Source organism: Roseofilum sp. Guam, assembly GCF_017746735.1.
Lineage (GTDB): Bacteria > Cyanobacteriota > Cyanobacteriia > Cyanobacteriales > Desertifilaceae > Roseofilum > Roseofilum reptotaenium.
On the sequence record NZ_JAGHZN010000057.1, the window covers coordinates 1 to 22,273 of the forward strand.

Annotated in this window: 18 protein-coding genes; 11 read left to right on the top strand and 7 right to left on the bottom strand. The window is 45.0% G+C overall.

Going from position 1 to position 22,273, the window contains the following annotated elements; translation table 11 throughout:
• Positions 1-24: 24 nt before the first annotated feature.
• The 3 genes from J7529_RS19880 to J7529_RS19890 all read right to left on the bottom strand — a co-directional run bounded on the left by J7529_RS19880 (position 25) and on the right by J7529_RS19890 (position 3,001).
• Entirely contained in the window at positions 25-177 is a 153-nt protein-coding gene (locus tag J7529_RS19880; protein ID WP_318730410.1) for a hypothetical protein, read from the bottom strand.
• 221 nt (positions 178-398) lie between these two features.
• Positions 399-1,433, bottom strand: a complete 1,035-nt coding sequence (locus J7529_RS19885) for a M42 family metallopeptidase (protein WP_318730411.1) — start codon at positions 1,431-1,433, stop codon at positions 399-401.
• A gap of 65 nt (positions 1,434-1,498) precedes the next feature.
• On the bottom strand, positions 1,499-3,001 hold the full coding sequence (locus J7529_RS19890; protein WP_278002926.1) for an ammonium transporter: 1,503 nt from the start codon (positions 2,999-3,001) through the stop codon (positions 1,499-1,501).
• Between the two features lie 306 nt (positions 3,002-3,307).
• Between J7529_RS19890 and J7529_RS19895 the strand changes: the two genes are divergently transcribed.
• The 3 genes from J7529_RS19895 to J7529_RS19905 all read left to right on the top strand — a co-directional run bounded on the left by J7529_RS19895 (position 3,308) and on the right by J7529_RS19905 (position 9,912).
• Positions 3,308-3,988, top strand: a complete 681-nt coding sequence (locus tag J7529_RS19895) for a response regulator (protein WP_271936005.1) — start codon at positions 3,308-3,310, stop codon at positions 3,986-3,988.
• Between the two features lie 775 nt (positions 3,989-4,763).
• Positions 4,764-9,395 carry a glutamate synthase large subunit gene (gltB, locus tag J7529_RS19900; RefSeq protein ID WP_318730412.1) on the top strand — a complete coding sequence of 1,544 codons (4,632 nt, stop codon included), beginning with the start codon at positions 4,764-4,766 and terminating at the stop codon, positions 9,393-9,395.
• A gap of 106 nt (positions 9,396-9,501) precedes the next feature.
• On the top strand, positions 9,502-9,912 hold the full coding sequence (locus tag J7529_RS19905) for a glycine betaine ABC transporter substrate-binding protein (RefSeq protein WP_318730413.1): 411 nt from the start codon (positions 9,502-9,504) through the stop codon (positions 9,910-9,912).
• Here the strand turns inward: J7529_RS19905 and J7529_RS19910 are convergent.
• From J7529_RS19910 to J7529_RS19920, 3 genes are all read right to left on the bottom strand, one after another.
• Positions 9,903-10,280, bottom strand: a complete 378-nt coding sequence (locus J7529_RS19910; protein WP_271935999.1) for a hypothetical protein — start codon at positions 10,278-10,280, stop codon at positions 9,903-9,905. The two genes, J7529_RS19905 and J7529_RS19910, sit on opposite strands and share 10 nt — an antisense overlap.
• A 212-nt stretch (positions 10,281-10,492) precedes the next feature.
• The gene (gene panC / locus J7529_RS19915; protein ID WP_413038940.1) at positions 10,493-12,151 is read right to left on the bottom strand and encodes a pantoate--beta-alanine ligase; all 1,659 of its coding nucleotides are present in this window, start codon (positions 12,149-12,151) and stop codon (positions 10,493-10,495) included.
• Between the two features lie 168 nt (positions 12,152-12,319).
• Positions 12,320-13,387 (bottom strand): septal ring lytic transglycosylase RlpA family protein, encoded by a 1,068-nt coding sequence (locus J7529_RS19920; RefSeq protein WP_318730415.1) that lies wholly within the window; start codon positions 13,385-13,387, stop codon positions 12,320-12,322.
• 366 nt (positions 13,388-13,753) lie between these two features.
• Between J7529_RS19920 and purM the strand changes: the two genes are divergently transcribed.
• The 6 genes from purM (at position 13,754) to J7529_RS19950 (ending at position 20,020) form a co-directional block, all read left to right on the top strand.
• Complete coding sequence (gene purM, locus J7529_RS19925; RefSeq protein ID WP_318730416.1) at positions 13,754-14,788, top strand: phosphoribosylformylglycinamidine cyclo-ligase; 1,035 nt, start codon at positions 13,754-13,756, stop codon at positions 14,786-14,788.
• Positions 14,789-14,875: 87 nt separating this feature from the next.
• Positions 14,876-15,877: an L-histidine N(alpha)-methyltransferase gene (gene egtD, locus J7529_RS19930; protein WP_318730417.1), complete on the top strand. Its 1,002-nt coding sequence runs from the start codon at positions 14,876-14,878 to the stop codon at positions 15,875-15,877.
• Positions 15,878-15,883: 6 nt separating this feature from the next.
• Complete coding sequence (ovoA, locus tag J7529_RS19935; RefSeq protein ID WP_318730418.1) at positions 15,884-17,206, top strand: 5-histidylcysteine sulfoxide synthase; 1,323 nt, start codon at positions 15,884-15,886, stop codon at positions 17,204-17,206.
• Between the two features lie 85 nt (positions 17,207-17,291).
• The gene (locus J7529_RS19940) at positions 17,292-17,795 is read left to right on the top strand and encodes a DUF427 domain-containing protein (protein WP_318730419.1); all 504 of its coding nucleotides are present in this window, start codon (positions 17,292-17,294) and stop codon (positions 17,793-17,795) included.
• Between the two features lie 70 nt (positions 17,796-17,865).
• Complete coding sequence (locus J7529_RS19945; protein WP_318730420.1) at positions 17,866-18,624, top strand: 2OG-Fe(II) oxygenase; 759 nt, start codon at positions 17,866-17,868, stop codon at positions 18,622-18,624.
• A gap of 40 nt (positions 18,625-18,664) precedes the next feature.
• A complete protein-coding gene (locus J7529_RS19950; RefSeq protein ID WP_318730421.1) occupies positions 18,665-20,020 on the top strand; it encodes a hypothetical protein in 1,356 nt (451 codons plus the stop codon).
• Here J7529_RS19950 and J7529_RS19955 read toward each other — a convergent pair.
• Positions 20,017-20,349 (bottom strand): hypothetical protein, encoded by a 333-nt coding sequence (locus J7529_RS19955; RefSeq protein WP_318730422.1) that lies wholly within the window; start codon positions 20,347-20,349, stop codon positions 20,017-20,019. The two genes, J7529_RS19950 and J7529_RS19955, sit on opposite strands and share 4 nt — an antisense overlap.
• A gap of 31 nt (positions 20,350-20,380) precedes the next feature.
• On the opposite strand from J7529_RS19955, the gene J7529_RS19960 reads away from it, so the two are divergent.
• Together J7529_RS19960 and J7529_RS19965 are read left to right on the top strand one after the other, a co-directional pair.
• Positions 20,381-21,274, top strand: coding sequence for an AEC family transporter (locus tag J7529_RS19960; RefSeq protein WP_318730423.1), 894 nt, complete (start codon positions 20,381-20,383; stop codon positions 21,272-21,274).
• 4 nt (positions 21,275-21,278) lie between these two features.
• Positions 21,279-22,244, top strand: a complete 966-nt coding sequence (locus J7529_RS19965; RefSeq protein ID WP_318730424.1) for a type II secretion system F family protein — start codon at positions 21,279-21,281, stop codon at positions 22,242-22,244.
• Positions 22,245-22,273 lie beyond the last annotated feature (29 nt).

Sequence of the window (22,273 nt, forward strand, 5' to 3'; positions counted from 1 at the left end):
GTTCTTGAATCGCTACTTTTCCTGTCATTTTTGAGCGCTTTTTTCTGTAATTACAGGTAAAATAGTATCCTGAATCTGCTCTTGAAGCGATCGCGTTCTGATTCCCACCATCAATGAACCGGCGGTATTAAAAGGACTCTCAGAGGCGGTGCAACTCATCCGTGAAGAGCGCCCCATCTTCCCATTGAGGTGGTGCACTGTCGCTATCGAGGGCGGTTAGCTGTGGCCAAACAAGCGGATGAAATGCTAGACCCTAAATCCTTTTAGGGTTTAGGAGATTAGCTCCAGGTCTGGCGATCACCATTTGCCCCCTTTACCGACCCTAAAAGTTTCCCCATTAGAAATGCTGGCGTAACTTCAAAGACCTTCGTTAACTTCCGTTGCACTCGTTTTTACATTCAACACTTCTGACAGTAATTAACTAAAATTTCTAGACAATTACTAATCGCCCCTAAATGGGCAATTTCATAGCCATGGGTATTCTGAGTCGGGAAGCCTAAACAGGCTCCACGGCCGATATGACCGAGTTTCATCGCAATGGATGCATCACTGCCAAAACCACTTAAAACAGCTCGTTGGATGGGAATTTGTGTGGCTTCAGCCGCTTTTTGTAATTGCTGATTTAAATCTTCATCGTAGAGACCATAACTATCTTGGGAAAGTAGAACTGGAGCTACGCCGTCAGTGATGGGATATTCTGGCGCTAAAGGACAAATTTCTAGGGCAATTAAGGCTTCTAACTGATGACGTTGACTGAAAAATAAGGCTCCGATCGCGCCCACTTCTTCCTTGGCTGAAGCAACTAAATAGACATCTATGGGAGGTTCTTTAACGCGCTCGGCCAGACCCAAGAGAATGGCCACTGAAGCCTTATTATCTAAGGTATAACTGGCAATATAATCATTTAATCGGATGGCTCGCTTACGGTGTTTTCCGACAACTACACGAGTTCCTGGACGCACCCCAACCTCCCGTAACGCCTCCTTACTGAGTTTGGTTTCTATCCAAACTTTTTCCCACTCTACTGGTTTAGTTTCCTGCTGTACCTTTTGGGGGGACTCATGGGAAACATGGCGAGAGCCAAAACTGAGGATACCCGAAATGGTCTGGCGATCGCCTAAAATATCCACAATCCCTTCCCCATATACCCAAGGAAACGAGCCTCCAAGTCGAGCCACCTCTAACCGTCCCTCCGGTTTGATTCGCTTGACAATCGCACCAATTTCATCTTTATGGGCCGTAATGGCGATCGCTCGGCTCGAATCTTGACCCGGAATTTTGGCAATTACATTATCTGCCAAATCCACTTCTGGCTTCACTCCCAGACGCTCAAACTCGTCTAAGAGAAACGCATTCATCTCCCCTTCTACTCCACTTGGAGAATGGAGCATTACCAGATCTTCAATCCGTTTAAACCAGCCATCCCAATCCATTGATCCGAGTCCTATCGTATTTGTATTGCATTAAATCATCTCATTCTGCGTCTTCCCCTGTTCCCCTATCTTCCTCTCTCCTGCTCTTTCATAAATCCACTATAGGCTTCCATACTATGCTCGCTCAGATCTAAGCCCTCTAATTCTTCCATTGGACTCACTCGTATCCCCACGGTAAAACTCAAGGTCAACCATAACAGCAAACTAAAGGCAATCATGGCAAATCCAACAGCTAATACCCCTAACAATTGATTCAACAACTGAGAATAACCGCCCCCAAAAAACAATCCCGCCAACGGCCCCCCAACGTCACTATACCAAGGATAAACATCGGGTCCTATACTAAATAATCCCAGGGCCAATGTTCCCCAAATCCCACAGACCAAATGGACAGAAAGCGCTCCTACTGGATCATCAATGTGCCATTGTTCCAAATACACTACGGAAAATACAACAATGGTTCCAGAGATGACTCCAATGGCGATCGCACTCACTATATTGATATAAGCACAAGAAGCCGTAACTGCTACTAAGCCCGCCAAGATGCCATTAATAATCATCGTCAGATCGGGCTTGCCAAAATAGCGCCAAGAAACCAAGGTTGCCATCACTCCACTGGCAGCGGCTGCCATATTTGTCGTCAGAAGAATATGGGTAATGGCTTCCGGATCGGCTGTTAATGTTGAACCGGGATTAAACCCAAACCATCCCAACCATAGAATCAGACAACCGAGGGTAGAAATCGCTAAATTATGGCCGGGAATAGCAGCAATTTGTCCATCTGGATATTTATCCATCCGGGGCCCTAATAAAACTGCCCCCATAAAAGCCCCCCATCCTCCCACAGAATGCACGACAGTCGATCCAGCAAAATCCCAAAAGCCCAGTTGGGAGAGCCATCCATCCCCCCAGATCCAATGGCCAATGATGCCGTAAGCCAATCCTACTAAGCCCAAACTAAAGAGAACAAAAGCGGCAAATTTAATCCGTTCAGCCACGGCTCCAGACACAATGGTAGCGGCAGTACCTGCAAAGGCCAGTTGAAAGAAAAATTTAGCGTTTAGGGGAATAGCAGCCCAATCTAAGGAACGATAGATCCCTTGATAGGCTTCTGCCACGGCTGGACTATTGTCCGGCCCACTTAAGAAAAACCCATGCAGTCCGATAAAGGAATTGCCATCACCAAACATTAAGGCAAAGCCAGTAGCCCAAAAGGCAAGAGAGGATAAGGCGAATACAATCAGATTTTTTGCTAAAATGTTGACAGCGCTTTTATGGCGGCAAAAGCCAGTTTCTAGCATGGCAAAGCCAGCATTCATAAAAAACACCAGCACTCCAGCAAATATTACCCATAGGGTATTGAGCGCAATTTGGATTTGATCGGGGATGCCATCATTGACCATGCTTGGGGTTTGGACTTCGGCGATCGCCTGCCCGGCCCAGGGAATTAAAGCTATCATGACTCCCAAACTGGCCCACAACCAGAGTGAGTATCCCTTAATGCTTATTTGGGTTGGATTTGCCTTTTTTAAGACCTTGAGTTTCAATCCTGAATAGTGTTTTTTCATTTCTTAAATATACGGATTTTGGGTAAACATTTTAAGTGCCATTGACAACCGTACAAAAGGAGTTATCTTCTCGTATTAGAGAACTCCTATGGCAAAAGTTTATCAAACTTAATGATACAAACGTAGATTGTGCCTGAAAGATCCGATTCTTAAATGAATTAAATGATACAGAAATTTTCTTTTGTTTTCTGCTATACCAAGCTTAAGAAAATCCTTAAAGGCAATTAATCAAAAATTAAATTATAAATTTAGCTTATAGTTTTGATTTGCTCCATCCTACTCTAAATCCAGTTGTCTAATCCTTCCATGACTAATCCAAGAGCGACCATTCTTCTGTGTCAACCCTGCGATTTCCAACGCTGGGTATGGCAAAGAGTATTAAGAAGCCAAAACTTGGCAGTCATCTTAACTGCCGATGCAACCCACCTATTGAAAATGCTAGAAGAGACCCGATCTAGTGGTAACCGAAAACCGGCGATCATTCTCATTGATCGCCAAACTCCGGATTTGCAGCTAGAGGAATTCTGTCTCTTGTGCCAAGAGAACTACGCAGAAATACCTGTAATTCTTTTAGAAAGCACAGATTCTGAAGTGAGTCATTACCAACGTCAAGCAGCGATCGCCTATGGCGCGATCGATATTCTACCGCCCTTTGAAGCCGATACCCTAGCCCTCAAAGTGATTGCTGGCATTAAAAAAGTATTATCCGCTCTAGGAGGATTAATTATTCACAACGATCCTCTGGTTTCCTGTTTGCTGGCCTTAAAACAAGATATGGAAAACGCCCAATCCTTATCTACTCCATCCGTAGCAGGTTCCCTCAATAATCACGATGTCTTTGAGTATCCGGCTGACTCTTTTTCAGTATCGGAAGTCAATAGAGAGGCTCCTGTTCCTCTACAACCTGTACCCTCTGTAGGTCCCCCAGGAGAAAATTCCTCAAAAAAAGCCCGTCACAAACGAGTCTATCGAGGCAGAGTCTATTAGGGACGTTAGAAGTGTCTACTCGATTGTTTTATCTAAAATGGTGCATTGAAAAAGAAGGGGGATAGGGAGAGGAAATGACCCATACACTTTCCTGTGTCGTAGTGCTTTAGCGCTCTGAACATTTGAGCGCTTTATATTCACAAAAATACCTAAATTTTTCACCTTTACTGAAGAGTTGAATATGGCTTCATATATAGAACTTTGCACTAGGCAATAGGCAATAGGCAATAGAAAATGTCCTCACTCTCCCTTTCGCTGCGAGAAGACTGCATTCAAGTCTATTGAGCAACAACGCTGGGAGAATTATACGCTCTGCTGGTGGCGAAGCCATACTGAAGGGACTATAGTGCTTCGCGCTAGGCAATAGGCAATAGCTTGTATAGCTTAGGTTCTAAGGCTTTAAGCTGTACCTCATAGAAGAGAGAAACGCTATAGACGAGCATCAGGATGAAAGCCGGGCAATCTTCGGAGTACTCTTCGAGAAGTAGCTTCGCGTCTACAATACCTCCAAGATCGAAACAATTGCCAGAACTGACTAGAATTCGATACAATCATTATCCACATCAAATTCGGGGCGGGTAAATACACAGCACTCTCTGGATTCACTTGTCCCGACAGAAAGCAAAACCCCTGCCAACATCCAGCAGTAATTGATACGAAATCTTATCGATCAATAGGGATATGATGTCTGCATCGCTGAGTTGACCAGCTCCTGGCGCACCAAAAGCACGCAGCGTCAGAAACTCCCAATCCAAAAATACCTTTGATGAATCCCATGGACAGAATTTTAACTCAAGATCAACTGCATCCACTAACTGGTTCTTCCGACCTGGGGACTTCAGGACGAGAAGAAAAAGTTTTACGCCAACTCACAGAAGAACGAGATGCTTGTGGGGTGGGAGTCATTGCCCATCCCCAATGCATTGCCAGCCATGATTTAATAACCAAAGCTTTATCGGGTTTAACCTGTCTCGAACATCGGGGAGGTTGTAGCGCTGATAGAGACTCTGGAGATGGGGCGGGGGTAATGACCGGTATTCCCTGGGACTTATTCCAAGACTGGAGTCAGACAGAAGGCATTACGCTACCGAGTCCTAGCCATATGGGAGTGGCGATGGTCTTTTTACCCCAAGATGGATCGGCCCGCAACAAAGCCAAAGCCTTATTTGAACAACATCTAAAAGAAGAAGGGTTGAAGCCACTGGGATGGCGCGTGGTTCCAGTTAACTTGGAGATTTTAGGGCCCCAAGCACGGGAAAATGAACCGCAAATTGAGCAATTATTGGTTGAGTCTCCCAATCTATCGGGACAGGAGTTAGAGCGCCTGTTGTATTTAACCCGGAAGAAAACCCATTTAGATGCCGATCGCTCTGGAGTCGAGATCTACATTGTTTCCTTTTCTACCCGCCAAATTCTCTACAAAGGCATGGTGCGCTCGGTTATCTTAGGAGATTTTTATCGGGATCTCAAAAATCCGCTCTATACCAGTAGTTATGCTATTTTTCACCGTAGATTCAGTACAAACACGATGCCCAGATGGTCGTTAGCCCAACCCCTAAGGATGTTGGGGCATAACGGGGAAATTAACACCCTCTTGGGCAATTTGAACTGGATGCGGACTCGCGAAGTCGAATTCACCTCACCCGTATGGGGCGATCGCCTCAAAGAACTACTTCCTCTGACGAACCGCAGCGCCTCCGACTCTGCTAACCTCGATAATGTCTTCGAGTTGATGGTACTCTCCGGACGCACCCCCATGGAAGCCTTAATGATCCTAGTTCCAGAAGCCTTCCACAATCAACCCGCTTTAGACGATCATCAAGAAATTATCGACTTTTACGAATACTATGCGGGCATCCAAGAACCCTGGGATGGCCCAGCCCTATTGGTATTTAGCGATGGTCGCACTGTGGGAGCAGCCCTAGACCGCAATGGTTTGCGCCCAGCTCGCTACAGTTTAACCAAAGATGGCTATATTGTGATTGCTTCGGAAACCGGTAGTATTCTCCTGGATGAATCCGAAGTTATCGAAAAAGGTCGCTTAGGCCCGGGACAAATGATGGCCATTGACCTGGAAAATCACCAGGTACTGCACAACTGGGAAATTAAACAACAGGTCGCCAGTCAATATCCCTATGGGGAATGGCTGAAAGCAGGAACCCACGATCTTGCTGAACTGCCTTGGGATACTCACCTAAACCTAGACGAGAAAACTCTGCTCACTTCCCAAACTGCTTTTGGCTATACCTCGGAAGATGTGGAAATGGTGGTACAGTCCATGGCAGAACTGGGCAAAGAGCCAACTTTCTGCATGGGGGATGATATTCCCTTAGCAGTCCTGTCCCAGAAACCCCATGTGCTGTATGACTACTTTAAGCAGCGCTTTGCTCAGGTCACCAATCCCCCCATTGACCCCCTGCGGGAAAAATTGGTGATGTCTCTGCAAATTCGTTTAGGCGACCATCCTAACCTGCTCGATCCCCAGTCCCGGAAAACGACCCAGTTGCGTCTGCCGACACCGATTTTAAGTGAGGCGGAGTTATCAACGCTGGAACATTCCCTACTCAAAGCACGGGAAGTTTCCACATTGTATCCGGTGGGAGAATCTCTTAAGGTTGCTATTGACCAACTGTGCGATCGCGTAGATACCGCAGTCAGAGAAGGGGCGAAAGTGGTTGTTCTCACAGACCGCAACATTACGCCCGACCAAACCTATATTTCTCCCCTAGTCGCAACCGGTGCAGTTCACTACCATTTGATTCGCAATAAATTGCGCTGTGAAACCTCCATTGTGATCGATACAGCTCAATGTTGGAGTACCCATCATGTGGCCTGTTTAGTCGGCTATGGTGCGTCGGCAGTGTGTCCCTATCTGGCTTTGGAAACCGTGCGTCATTGGTGGAGCAGCGATCGCACCCAAGGGTTCATGGAGCGCGGCAAACTGCCCAAGATCTCCATGGAACAAGCTTTAGATAACTACCGCCATGCGATCGAGTTAGGACTGCTGAAAATCCTCTCTAAAATGGGGATTTCTCTACTCTCTTCGTATCATGGGGCACAGATTTTTGAGGCGATCGGTATTGGTGAAGAGTTGTTGGATCTAGCCTTTGAAGGAACCGTATCGCGAGTCGGTGGCCTATCTCTGGATGAGTTAGCCCAAGAAACTCTACAATTTCATGCCAAGGCGTTCCCAGAACTTGAAGGCAAAAAACTGGAAAATCGCGGTTTTGTCCAGTATCGCACCGGTCTAGAATATCACATGAATTCTCCGGAAATGTCCAAGGCATTGCATAAGGCAGTGAAAAATGGAACGGATGGATATGACCATTACGAGTTGTACCAAAAAATGCTGCAAGAGCGTCCCCCTTGCGCCTTGCGGGATTTACTGGAGTTCCGCCCCAATACTCAATCTATTCCCCTCGAAGAAGTAGAACCCGTCGAAAACATTGTCAAACGGTTCTGTACCGGAGGAATGTCTCTAGGAGCCTTGGGACGGGAAGCTCATGAAACTTTGGCGATCGCCATGAACCGTCTGGGTGGTAAATCGAACTCTGGAGAAGGAGGCGAAGATCCCTTGCGCTATACCGTCCTTCATGATGTCGATGGTGAAGGAAATAGTGCTAGTTTTGCCCACCTCAAGGGTCTGCAAGCTGGAGATACCGCCAGCAGTGCCATTAAACAGGTAGCTTCGGGGCGCTTTGGCGTGACTCCTGAATACCTGATGAATGGCAAACAGATTGAGATTAAGATGGCGCAAGGAGCCAAACCCGGAGAAGGGGGGCAACTGCCCGGTAAAAAGGTGAGTCCCTATATCGCCATGTTGCGCAGATCAAAACCCGGTGTACCTCTGATTTCTCCTCCTCCCCACCACGATATTTATTCCATTGAAGACTTAGCACAGCTTATTTTTGACCTGCATCAAATTAATCCCAATGCAGGCGTGAGTGTCAAACTGGTGTCAGAAGTTGGTATCGGTACGGTTGCCTGTGGAGTCGCTAAAGCTAATGCCGATATTATCCAAATTTCCGGCCATGATGGTGGAACGGGTGCGAGTCCCCTGAGTTCGATTAAACATGCGGGTGTGCCCTGGGAATTGGGCGTAACTGAAGTCCATCGGATGCTGATGGAAAATGGATTGCGCGATCGCGTTTTACTCCGGGCTGATGGCGGTCTCAAAACCGGCTGGGATGTGGTCATGGCCGCACTCTTGGGAGCTGAAGAATATGGATTTGGCTCCATTGCCATGATTGCTGAAGGCTGCATTATGGCTCGCATTTGCCACACCAACAATTGCCCCGTAGGAGTTGCTACCCAACAAGAACGACTGCGCCAGAAGTTTACCGGTATCCCGGGCCATGTAGTCAACTTCTTCTATTTTGTCGCTGAAGAAGTGCGTCAACTCTTGGCACGGTTGGGCTATCGTTCCTTAAACGAAATTATCGGTCGTGCTGACCTGTTGCAGGTGCGGAATGTGGAGTTAGCCAAAACCAACCATATTCATGTCCTGTCCCTAATTGACGATTTACCCGATACTAGAAGCGATCGCAGTTGGCTGGGCCACGGCCCCATTCACTCCAACGGCCCAGTTTTAGATGACGACATCTTAGCCGATGCCGAGATTAAATCCGCCATTTCTGAACAAGGCAAGGTGAGCAAAACCTGGAAAATTGTCAACACTGACCGCTCCGTAGGAGCGCGCATCTCTGGTGAAATTGCCCGTCGCTACGGCAATAGCGGCTTTAGCGGGGAGTTGAAACTCTCCTTTACCGGCAATGCGGGGCAAAGTTTTGGCGCATTTAATTTACCCCGAATGCATCTGCACCTGACCGGAGATGCGAATGATTATGTGGGTAAAGGAATGCATGGGGGCGAAATTGTCATCGTTCCAGCAACGAATGCAACGTTTGACCCCTCGGAAAATGTCATCGTCGGCAATACCTGTCTCTATGGTGCAACCGGCGGTATTCTGTTTGCCAATGGTCAGGCCGGAGAGCGTTTTGCGGTTCGCAACTCCCTCGGCAAAGCTGTCATTGAAGGTGCGGGCGACCACTGCTGCGAGTATATGACGGGTGGTGTAGTTGTGGTTCTCGGATCGACTGGCCGCAATGTAGGGGCAGGGATGACCGGAGGATTGGCTTATATTCTCGATGAAAATGAGAATTTCCCGGAAAAAATTAATACCGAGATTGTTACCATTCAACGGGTAACCTCGAAGGTGGGTGCAGCCTCTGTGCGAGAGTTGATTGAGTTGCACTATTCCCGCACGGGAAGTCCGAAAGCCAAGATGATTTTAGAGAACTGGGAAACCTATTTGCCTAAGTTCTGGCAAGTCGTTCCTCCTTCGGAAGCGAATTCTCCAGAGGTGAATGATAACCCGGTTACCGAGAAGGTGGCTGTTGAGGCTTAATTGAAAGCAGGGGTCAACAAGCGTTGACCCCTAATCGTTAACATTTTACACTTTTGAGACCCAAAAAAAGGACAAGACCGATACGATGGGGAGAAGAAATATTACCTTGGGAGCACTTTTTCTCACGTTACTGTTGGGGATTTTTGCCTGCCAACCTACGACCAGCAACCGTTCTTCTGGAGAGAATAACACAGAAGAGATCTCGACGGATTTACCGGAATCCCAAGGGGATGTATCTGAAGCAGATACAACAGTTAATGGGAAAAATTTTGGGTTTGCGGTCGAGAATCTGAGAATTGTCGCTAATCGAAAATTTGTGGAAGTTAATCCAGCGGCAAGCAAGTTATTTGAGTTAATCAAAATTCCCATTGAAGATATTAATGCTCAAAATAAACTGGTCGAAGAAGGGGAAGATAGTTTTGAAGATATCGATCGCCATGTTGATGAATGGATTGCCAAAAATCAAGACGTATTCGACAGTTGGATTGAACAAGCTATAGAAAGTGATTACAGATGATGCTGGAAAACTTGACCGACTAAAAACTCAGACCTGATGGAGTTGGGCGAAGGTTGAAATTGGGCAATGGGGATAAAACAAATAGCGGTTTGATGAATGCCGATCATTTGTTCTGAGATATGGCTAAGGAGCGAGTCTTTGGAGTGTTGAGTATGAGCCAGGTGAGAGACCAGCTGTTCAGCTAGGGTTTGATTGGGCGCAACGATAAGCAAGGTATTGATTCCTTGGGCATCAGGAGCAATGCCAAAGTTACAGCGATCTAGGCATTCTTGCAAGAGTTCGCCACAGGATTGATAGATTGAATCAAGGACTCGTTGGTAGAGATCCTGGGTTAGGGTTAAATGATCGGAGCTAGATGAGGATAACACGGTGAATTCATTCCTTAGTCAGTTTCCCGACCCCATTGGTAGTAAGGCGTTTTCCATTGGGGGGATTCTGTAGGGGCAGATTCACGAAAATTTCGGTAAACTCGCCTCTACTCTCCCACTATGCATCGATCCTTGGAGTGGGTACGTGATCTTGGTACTCTACACCGTGTGATCTGGGTAGCTGAATTTGGGAAGAATTGCTGAATTAGGCCTTAATTAAGGCTCAACACGGTAGACTCATAGAGACTAATAATTTTATGGGTCACTTCGTCGATACTCAGGTTGTCTGTGAGAATCTCGATCGCTTGTGGACTTTTCTGTAAGGGAGAAATTTCTCGGTGGCTGTCGGTATAATCTCGCTTACGGATGTCTTGCTCCAATTGTTCCGTGCTGGGAAGGGTTGGCGATGAGTGGGAGGATTGAGCTAAGTAATCCCGTTGTCGTCTTTTCGCCCGTTCTTCAACTGAGGCGGTGAGGAAAATTTTCAGGTCAGCCTCAGGAAAGACGTGGGTTCCAATATCCCGTCCTTCGGCTACGAGTCCGCCTCGTTTTCCCCATAATTGTTGTTGCTCAACCAGCTTCTGGCGCACAGCACCTAAACTGGCGATCGCCGAAACTTGAGCGGTTACTTCTAAAGACCGAATCACTTCGGTAACATTCTGATTATTAATAAAGACTTGGCAGGGGCCACGGGTGCCTTTTTCGAGATAAGCAACTCGGCTACTGCCTCCTGCGGTTTCAGGATACAAATCTTGCGGTGAGGTCGGGACGAATGGCCGTTGATCCCTATTGTCTGACCAATCCGGGGAATACTCAAAGCGAATCTCACATTCACTGACTAATTCCACAATAGCCGGTTCATCAGTTAAGGCAATTCCTGCTTGTTGCACTAACCAAGTCACGGCTCGGTACATGGCTCCCGTATCTAGATATAACAGGCCGAGTTGTTCGGCCACTTGGCGAGCAATAGTTGATTTTCCGGCTCCTGCTGGACCATCGATAGCAATGATGGGGCGGCGGTCGCACAAGATAATATTATCAATCAAACGAGTAGAACCCACTTTAGCTGCAACACTTAATAGTCCCTCAAAAAGGATCGTCTGTAAAGGTTCTAGGGTCTGAGGATCGACTAAATCTGCATATTCGATCTGTACATTCGGCATGGTTTTGGCGATCGCCTGAAATGCACCGATTAACCCTTCGCGGGTGCGATCGCCGTTTTTAAACGCCGTTTCTGCGCTCTTGAGTCCCTGATATAAGACTAAGGCTTCTTCGCGATCGCGATCGCTTAAATACTGATTGCGAGAACTCATGGCTAATCCCGAGGCTTCCCGTACTGTTGGACAACCGATAATCTCAACTCCCAGATTCAGATCTCGCACTAACTGGCGAATAATCGCCAGTTGTTGAGCATCTTTTTGGCCAAAATAGGCTCGATGGGGACGAACTACATTAAATAACTTGGTGATGATAGTTGCCACCCCCTGAAAATGGCCCACACGAGTTTGACCACAGAGTACCGAAGTCATCGATTCTGGAGGAATCACCAGAGTTTGGGCGGTCGAATCGCCTGCAATCCCCATTGCTTCTGGAGTAGGCGCAAACACCACATCTGCCCCAGCTTGGCGACACAGTTCACAGTCGCGCTCTAAATTTCGGGGATAGGTGACTAAATCCTCATTCGGCCCAAATTGAAGCGGGTTAACAAAAATACTGACTATTACGCGATCGCTTTCTTGTCGGGCTAACTCGATTAAACGCAAATGCCCCCCATGAAGCGATCCCATGGTGGGGACAAGAGCCAAAACTACAGAGGGAGACTGCTGCCGTAAATAAGTTTGAAGAGCAGCAATCGTTTTGTACAGATGCACAGTCGCCTCGTTATGAATGGTGTACCAGGTTAGGTTTACCAGAAGGAGAATTGATCCCAACTCGGTCTCTTGCATAAGTGAGCAGACAATGAATAGAAATGCAATAACCCTATATTCTTAATGATTATTGCTATTCATGCCTATTGCCTCATTCTTGCAAGAAGTCTACTATCTTTCCAGGATTTCCACCCGTACTGGGGCAACCCCCGTACTGATTAATCCCAGTTCTTGAGCCGCTCCTTTAGACAGGTCAATAATGCGGTTCCGAACATAGGGGCCACGGTCATTAATGCGTACCACTAAGGAACGACCATTATCTATGTTGGTGACACGTACCATTGTACCGAAAGGTAAATTCCGATGGGCAGCCGTTAACCCATATTGGTTATAAATTTCCCCATTAGCGGTTAAATTACCATGGAAGCCGGGCCCATACCAAGAAGCCCAACCACTAATGGCTTGAACCGCGACTAATTGCCTCTCGGAAGACAGGGTATTGTGGGGTTCTTTAGCAGGAGCAATGACCGGTTTACCATAGACTTCTTCAATAGGAGGGGCATTCCCGAGAAGACGGCGTAGCCGATTAGTGGCTTGAACCGCATCTTGGGTAGAGTCATTGGTTGTATCGGGTAGAATTACATCGTTGCCCATGGTAACTAGGGTTTTCTCTTGGGCTTGAATGAGATAGGTTTCTAAGTCTTCATCCCATTTAAGAGCGATCTCCTGGGCATCTTCTACCGTTCTCACCCATTCGGATAGTTTTTCGGCGACTTGCTCTGCGTCTTGAACTGGTTCAGTATCCGATAAATTGACCATGGAAACTGGGGTGGTTGATAAGGGGGCCGCAGTTTCCTGAGTTATTTCTTGAGTAATGGGTTCACCGAGAAAGGTGAGGACAGGAATATTTTGAACATATAAGGTAGCGGCTGCCTGTCCATTGAGGGTATGGGGATAAATCTTGGTAACAGAAGTTGGCTGAGTCTGTGTAGCGCTGACAATCTCCGGGTCTGGGTTCTGAGCAATGCTCTGACTTTCGCCAGTTTCAGGGGTATTGGAAGTCTCCACCTCGGGGAGTTCCGAAGCAGTCAGATTTTGTTTTTGTTGGGCGATCTCCTCCGACTCAGGAGCCATACGATTAGCAAGCTGATCGTTGGGTTCTGCATGACTAGAAGTCCCCGAGCCTAGGGTCAAGAGGAGAGCAGAAACGGTTAAGCTTTTCCAAAGATGTTGGTTCATAAAGTCTTGGGTGATTAGGACAAAAGAGGCAGAGTCTCAACTCTGATATGCCATCTGAATTTACGGTTGTTATCAGATTGACTTAGCCCTACTTTTCCCGCTCCAACAGAGGGTAGAATAACCTTCAGTTGTGGAGGGTTTTAAGTTTCTTAGTCTAAAAATCGAAATCGTTATGAATTTGGTTTTTAGGTTGAACAGCGATAGGCTATCACAATTTTTTGGGATTGGGGAAGGCCGCGATCCCCAAAAAACTAAGTAAAAGTACGCTGTATGGATTGCCCAGACTAAGGTACACCCTGCGATCCCACGATAGATAAGAATATTTGATATATGCCTCAACTTACAGGTAAATAGGGAGCAGAAACCATGGATTATCAGGAGTCAGGAGTAAATATTGAGGCGGGTCGGGCGTTTGTGAGCCAGATTCGTCGTTGGGTTAAAAGTACCTATCGCCCTGAAGTTTTGGGGGGACTGGGTGGATTTGGGGGCTATTTTCAGTTGCCGGGAGGATATTCAGAACCGGTGTTAGTTTCGGGAACTGATGGGGTAGGAACTAAGCTCAAAATTGCCCAAGCGTGCGATCGCCACGATACGATTGGCATCGATCTAGTCGCCATGTGTGTTAATGATGTGCTCACTTCTGGTGCTGAACCTCTGTTTTTTCTGGATTATCTCGCCACCGGACAGTTAAATCCAGAACAGTTAGAACAAGTCGTTTTTGGTGTTGCCCAAGGATGTAAGGATGCTGGATGTGCCCTGCTGGGGGGCGAAACGGCGGAAATGCCAGGATTTTACTCGATGGGAGAGTACGATTTAGCGGGCTTTTCTGTGGGAATTGTGGAAAAGAAGAATCTATTAGATGGCTCGAAAGTGCGTTTAGGGGATGTGGCGATCGCATTAGGGAGTCAGGGTGTTCATAGTAATGGATTTAGTTTGGTTCGCTCCATTGTGAAAACTCAAGGCTTAAGTTGGGATGCGATCCCCAAGGGATTAGATAAACCATTGGGTGAGGTGTTGTTAACGCCAACTAAAATTTATGTTAAGCCGATCTTAACCGCCCTAGCTGAAGGTTTGGATATCCATGGAATGGCCCATATTACCGGTGGGGGATTACCCGAAAATTTACCCCGTTGTTTAGGCCAAAATCAATCCATTTCTATGAATTGGGGAGCTTGGGAAATTCCACCTATTTTCCAATGGTTAGCCCAAGCGGGATCAGTGGCTCAAGAAGAGATGTTTAATACCTTTAATATGGGAATTGGATTTGTGGTATTGATCGATCCCGAACAAGCTGAGTTTGCCCTCAATACCTTTAATTATCAAGGGATTGAAGCGTTTGAGATCGGTAAAGTGGTGGCAGGAAATGGGGAGTTAATTGGCGATAAGGCTGGGCATCACTGACGCGATCGCTAGATTTTTCTGGAGTGGGTTAAAACCTGATACCCTAGATAGAGAGGATCAGGGCAATCAACTAAGGGAGCATTTATCGTGGCTATTTTGCCAGCAACTCAAGAGCGTTTGCAAATTAAATATTTGAGTCATTCTAGCTTACTCACCTCTACGGTAGATGGACAAGATGTGATCTATGGATTAAGTCAAACCCCCAAGTGTTTACCGCCCAAATATTTCTATGATGAGTATGGTTCGCAGTTATTCGAGCAAATTTGCCAGCTACCCGAATATTATCCCACCCGTACAGAAGATTTGATTCTTAGCCAGTATGCTGATGAAATTGCTCGAATGACGGGTGCTTGTGAGTTGGTGGAGTTAGGAAGCGGCAGTTCCACCAAAACCCGTCGCTTGTTAGATGCCCATCAAAGGTTGACTCACTCGCTGCACTATATCCCTATTGATGTCAGTGGTAGCATTCTCACCCAAAGTGCCCAACAGTTACTCCAAGAGTATCCGACTTTAGAGATCCAGGGGTTAGTGGGAACCTACGAACAAGCCTTAGTAGAACTCGAACGAACCCCTGCCCCCTCTCGGATGGTATCCTTTTTAGGGAGTACGTTGGGGAATTTAAATGGTCAAGAGTGCGATCGCTTCTTCGACGATATTCTAGAGGCTCTCCACAGGGGCGAGTATTTCCTCTTGGGGGTAGACTTACAAAAGCCCAAAGACATCCTAGAAGCCGCTTACAATGATGCTCAAGGGGTAACGGCTGCATTTAATCTCAACATGTTGGAACATCTCAACCAGCGCTTTAGGGGCAATTTTAAGCGGCAAAACTTTGAACATTGGGCCTTTTATAATCAAGAACTAAACCAAATCGAGATGCATTTGCGCTGTTTAACCCCTCATACCGTTAAGTTAGAAACCCTCAATCTGCAAGTTGAATTTATATCTGGAGAAACAATCAAGACAGAGATATCTCGCAAATTCAACTTACAAAGAGTACAAGCAGAATTAGCCGAAAAAGGTCTAAAACCTGTTGCTGCTTGGACTGATCCGAAAGACTGGTTTGGATTAATTCTGACTCAAAAAGTATAAAAAAACATGGATACACTAATTTCACTGCCCACTCCAGATCTGGATAAGTGCGATCGCCAAACCCTCCTGGACTATTTTGAAAATTCCTGGGAATTAGAAGAAATTCTCATGACAAGCTTAGTCCATGAGGAGAGCTTTTATCTTAATCCCGATCCCCTCAGAAACCCGATTATCTTCTACCTCGGACACTCCCCCGTTTTCTACATTAATAAACTGATTCAAGTAGAATTATTAGACCGGCGGATTAACCCTAACTACGAAATATTATTTGAAATAGGAGTCGATCCCAGTAGTCCAGAAGAGCTAGAAAAAGCCATCACAACCATGAATTGGCCGCAAGTTGAACAAGTTTGGAACTATCGCGAGAAAGCCAAAGAAACGATTACTAAAGTCCTTAAAACCTGTCCCCTAAATCTTCCCATTACTCAAAACCATCCCCTTTGGGCTTTAATCATGGGAATAGAGCATAACCGGATTCATTTTGAAACCTCTTCCATGTTGCTCAGACAATTCTCAGTTAACCACCTGAAACGTCCCGAAACCTGGCAATATGCACCTTCCAATCAAACCGTTCCAAAAAATAAAATGATGGCAGTTTCTGGGGGAGTGGTTCATCTAGGAAAACCTCAAACGTCCAATACCTACGGTTGGGATAGCGAATATGGAACTCGAACCGTAGAAGTCCAACCTTTTTTGGCCAGTCAGCATCTGATTACCAACGGAGAATTCTGGCAATTCATCCAACATGATGGCTATGAAGACCCAGAGTTTTGGAATAATGAATCTTGGAATTGGAAGCAAGAGAATAACATCAAGCATCCCAAATTCTGGATGGATAAAAATGGTGGTTATCAATATCGCACCCTCTTTGAGAATATAGACTTACCCCTAGATTGGCCCGTTGAAGTCAATCATTATGAAGCCATGGCTTATTGTCGCTGGAAAGGGGAAGGAACCCGCTTAATGAGTGAAGCAGAATGGAACATTGCAGCAAGGGGTTCCCAGAGCGATCGCGACTTTAATCTAAATGTAAAATTTGGTTCCCCTTCTCCCGTAGGAAGCTTAAAAAACTCTGAAGCATCCTCTGGACTTAATGACCTTCGGGGTAATGTTTGGGAATGGCTCAGTGATGAATTTAATCCCTTACCCGGATTTGAACCTCATCCCCTTTACAAAGATTATTCTGCCCCATTTTTCGATAGCGATCATCAGATTATGTTAGGTGGATCTTGGGCCAGTACCGGCGCTTATGCATCTCCTTCTTGCCGCAATTGGTTCCGCCGTAATTTTTATCAACATGCCGGTTTCCGGGTTGCTCAGAATCAATAACAAGGTAAAATAAATAGAAATTGAGTTTCCAATCGAATCACCCCTAAAATTCCCCTTGATCTCTTAGCCAATAAGAAAAAGTTTTATGTTCTTACCCAGACCCGAACCTATCCCCCCCACACCCGGTCAAGAATCCGTTTGGGATTATCCCAGACCAGCAATTGTACAAGACACCGACAAGCATCTCAAAATCATTTGTAATGGTATTGTTTTAGCTGAAACGACCAAAGGAAAAAGAGTTTTAGAAACCAGTCATCCCCCGACTTATTATTTTCCCCTTGAAGACATTAAGCTAGAACATATTATCGAAACTCCCAAAAAGGGATTTTGCGAGTGGAAAGGGATCTACCAATACTATGACATTCAGATGGGTGAAAAATATATTCAACGCGGTGCTTGGCGATGTATCGAAACAACTCCCAATTTTGCTCAACTTCAAAATTACTATAGTTTTTGGGCTAATTTGATGGATGCTTGTTATGTGAATGATGAGCTAGTCACTCCTCAAGAAGGTGATTTTTATGGCGGATGGATTACTGCTGATATTGTTGGCCCATTTAAAGGTGGTCCAGGAACACGAGGATGGTAAATCAGGAAGATAGAAACGCTAATTAGGAGAATCGAGTCCAGCAGTTATTAATCATCAATAATCATTAATCATGAATAATTCTCAAGTTAAATTTTTAGATTCTCCAACTGAAGGATACTTGCTAATCGAAAACTTTCTTTCAAGCCAAGAATGTCAGATACTTCTTGATAAGATTTCTGAATATCGAAAACAGTTTTCAGTCCCCAAAATTCATCGATATACTAAGCCAATTCCCCTCAGTTATTCTGTCATTGATGGACTGGTAGTTCAATCTCATTTTCCACAACTTCAAAGCTTATACCAGAAAGTCAATACATTCATTAATCAATATACCAATTACCCATTATTTACTCTAGATAGTCTTCAAGCGGGATGTAATGTAAACATTACGGAAAAAGGAGGAAGCTATCGCTGGCATTACGATCGTAATGCAGTTACCGCTCTCCTATTCTTAAATGAAGTTGAGGGGGGTGAAATTGAATTTTATCCTAACTATAGAATAACTCTTCAGAGTGGTAAATTTTCACAAATTCAAAGTTGGATCGATCAAATACAACAATATCCATTAATACGTTCATGGTTTGGTCAAAAAGTTGTTGTAGAACCTAAACCTGGACTTCTTCTAGTCATGTGTGGTGATAAATGTCTTCATAGTGTTCGTCAAGTAACTGGATCTGGCGATCGTATTAACATCGTTATGACCTATGATATTCCTCACGCCAGTTATGCAGTAGAAAAGCCACTCAATAGTTATCTGTACACCTCAGAAACCGTATCAGCGTCAGACCCCAATTATTCCTCATCCCACGATCCCCTCAAGAAGTTTTAAGTCATCTTTAAATAATCATAGCTATACTCAAAAATAAATTATGAATATAGAATGTATTAAAATCGAGAAGTTGAAAATCCATGAGCACCATTTGAGTGTGCGCTATAGTGCAGATGAATTTGATTTTTCAACCCAGGTTTTTTATGAGGGTTTATCCTTCTCCCTTCTCCAGCATAAATACTCAGCCAACCTGATTAACAAGATAGCCGCTTATATTGCCTTATTTGAAGGCATGAAATTATGTTCATTATTCCCCAAGTATTATGATATTTCTGAGATCGCGCCATATTTGGGAAAACCAGCCTTAGAACTGTTTGTAAAAATATACCAAGGTGTTTTTGGCCAGCATTGGTATGAAAATAAGGTCACTGATTATCAGCAACCAGAAATTATTTATTCACCAGCATTAGGAGAATCGAGTCCAGCAGTTATATTAGGCGATAATTCCACAATTCTCACCGGTTGTGGAGGAGGAAAAGATAGTGTGGTGGCAATGAAAATTTTGGAAGATGCGGGTCTTCCATTTTCCTCTATGCAATATTCCCACAGTGTTTATGGCAAAGCTGAGTTACAGCATGATCTCATTACTGAAGTTGTTAAAGAAACTAATCCCGTTAAAACCCATAAAATTTCAATTATCGATGACTTCCTAGATTTCCCTTTATTTCCGTTATATTTTCCCGAAAATTCAGGAATCACAGCCCCGGAAACTCCAGTTTCCATCTTTGAATCCTTACCCCTTATGCTTCATGAAGGTTATAAATTCTTAAGTTTAGCCCATGAAAGAAGTGCCAACACGGGAAATTTATTCTGGGAGGAATTGGGGAAAGAAGTCAATCATCAATGGGGGAAAGGTTTTGAGGCAGAACAAGCTTTAAATACATTTATTCAAAACCATCTGTTATCCAATTTTACTTACTTCGGAATTTTACAGCCGGTCTATGATTTTCGGATTTTCAAGAAGCTGAGTTACTATCCAGAAGTTCTCCCTAAAATTCATTCCTGTAATATCAAAAAACCCTGGTGTAAGAAATGTCCTAAATGTGCCTATGTCTGGCTAGGCTTAATGTCTGTGTTTAATCCAGTGGCTGTAGATAGGGTGTTTGGGGTGAATTTATTCGACGATCCAGACTTGTTGATGATTTTTAGGCAAATGATAGGATTAGAAGAACATACTCCCTTTGAGTGTATTGGAGAAATTGATGAAAGTCGATTGGCCATGAAACAGTGTTTAGCCAAAGGTTTATCTGGCAAAGCTTTAGAGGTTTTTGAAAATGAGGTTTTATCAGATTCTTCTATTGATTGGCGGAAACTGGAAGAAAAGTATGATATGATCTACACTGAAGAGCATTCGATTCCCGATCATATTTTCCAAAAAATTGTGGATAAATTTTAATAGCGACCTTTCCTTAAATCCAGCAGAGCAGCATCAAATGATTGGATTTCTTCTGGTCTTAAGTCACTCAAGAGTCTAAACAACATATTTGTCCCTAAAATCCTCCTGACTTTCTGAGTGATTATTTCATCAGTCATCTGTTGCAGTTCTTGGTCGTTGCCGTTTCTGAAGAAAACGTCTGAAACTTCATTTAGGGTGCGATCGCACTCTAGTCCCTCAAACCCCTCATCAGTTTTCAGGAAATGCTCTACAATGGGGCGGATTTGATGTCTCAGGGCTTCCTGGGTTTGATCGCGAATACCATTGTCATTGATAAAACTCTGAGTCATGATTTCCTCCTGTTGCCTAGCCCTGTAAGTAATGAATGTTATTTTATCTGCCTTAGTCCCGGTTACTTTCATTATTTCCATTGGCATGATTGCCGGTCGGACTTTGACCCTGGAACGCTCAACCCTTTCTCAACTTGCGGTCTATATTCTGACTCCGGCTTTAATTTCTAGTAGCCTCTATCAAGCCAGATTATCAACAGATAGTACCCTGGGGCTAATTATCGGATATCTCATTACTTGTCTATTGATCTATGGGGTTTCCCTGGGCATAAGTAAACTTCTCCGGCTCAAATCTGGGATGGAAACCAGTTTTATCGCCACTTCCATGTTTGCTAATACAGGAAACATGGGCCTGCCGTTTGCCACATTTGCGTTAGGAGAAGCGGGTTTAGATCGGGCGATTGTTTGCCTAATTGTGTCTAGTTTAATCATTTTTTCTACGGGCCCAGCATTGTTGCAAGGAGGAGGATTAAGGGATAGTTTGCGTCTGATCGTGAGATTACCCCTCATTTGGGCTATGATCGCTGGGTTGGTTTTGCGCGTTTTCTCTATTGATCTTCCTCTACGGCTCGATAATGGGTTAGACCTTTTAGGAAGTGCTGCTATTCCCATTGCTTTAATTGTTCTCGGCATTCAATTAAGCACCACTACCTTTAAAATAGGACTCTATGAGGGCGTTACAGCAATCATTCGTTTGCTAGTGGCCCCAGCAATTGCGTATAGTGTGGGTCGAAGCTTAGGACTAGAGGTACTAGATGTGCAAGTGTTAATCTTGCAAAGTGCAATGCCCACTGCTGTGAATACAGTGGTGTTGGTGACTCAATTTGGGGGAGATGCGTCATGGGCTGCCCGCACGGTGGTGGTGTCTACAGTGATGGCTTTAGTAACGCTTCCCTTAGTTCTGTGGGTAACCTTGATGCTTTAGGAGTATGGCATTGAAGACCCAAGAAAAAGTTCTCTTCTTTACGACTTTGGCTGAGTTGCTCCAGTCTGGAATTAGCCTCAGACAAGGGTTAACTTTAGCAGGACGGGAGAGCGATCGCCATTTCCAATGTTATCTGCAAGGGGCCAGTCGCGCCATACGCAATGGTCAGGATCTCGCGTCTGCCCTCACCGTTCGTGCGGCAGCCGATCGCAAACGGCACACCTATTTTGATCCTTGGACTATCTCCGTGATTCGGTTAGCCGAAACCCAAGGAACTTTAGCCGAAACTTGCCTGATTTTAGCCGAAATCACCCAATTCCAAGGGAAATGGAAAACCTATTATCAATCTATTCGTAGCAGTAGCTTACTCGCTCTCTGGAGCCTGTTAACCTTGCTGGCTGGGATTTTGAATTCCAATATAGCTGCCTTGCTACATCCGATGTTTTGGCTTCAGAGTGTGGCGATCGCCTTGACTTTATGGATACTGGCTTTTTCCTTACCTCGGTATTTGGGCGCTACCCTATTTCAAATGGGCAGTTATCTGCCCTTGGTACGTCCCTTAATGGAAGCCTATAGCCTCTGGTATTTATCCCAATTGCGCTTACTCTTAAGCTGTGGAATGCCTGTCCTGACGGCCCTGGAATGGATTCAACAACAAACCCCAAATCGAACGATCAAAAAACGAGTAACAACGGTAACTCGTCAAATGCGGCGGGGACAAACCTTAAGTGAAAGTTTCAAGGGTAAATTCCCTCCATTGGCGATCGACTTTCTGCGTACAGGGGAAGAAATAGGAGAACTAGACCTTGCTTGGCAACAGATCGGTCAACATTATGGGGCAGAATTAGAAAAAGGATTAAAGTTTATGGCCAGCAGTTTACGCTTAATCAGCATTTTAGCCTTAAGTAATCTGGTTGTGATTGTCTGTATTCGTGGCATGTTTGTCATTTTGAATGCGACCAATCCTTAGATCCATTAAAAATTTAAAAACTGAGAATA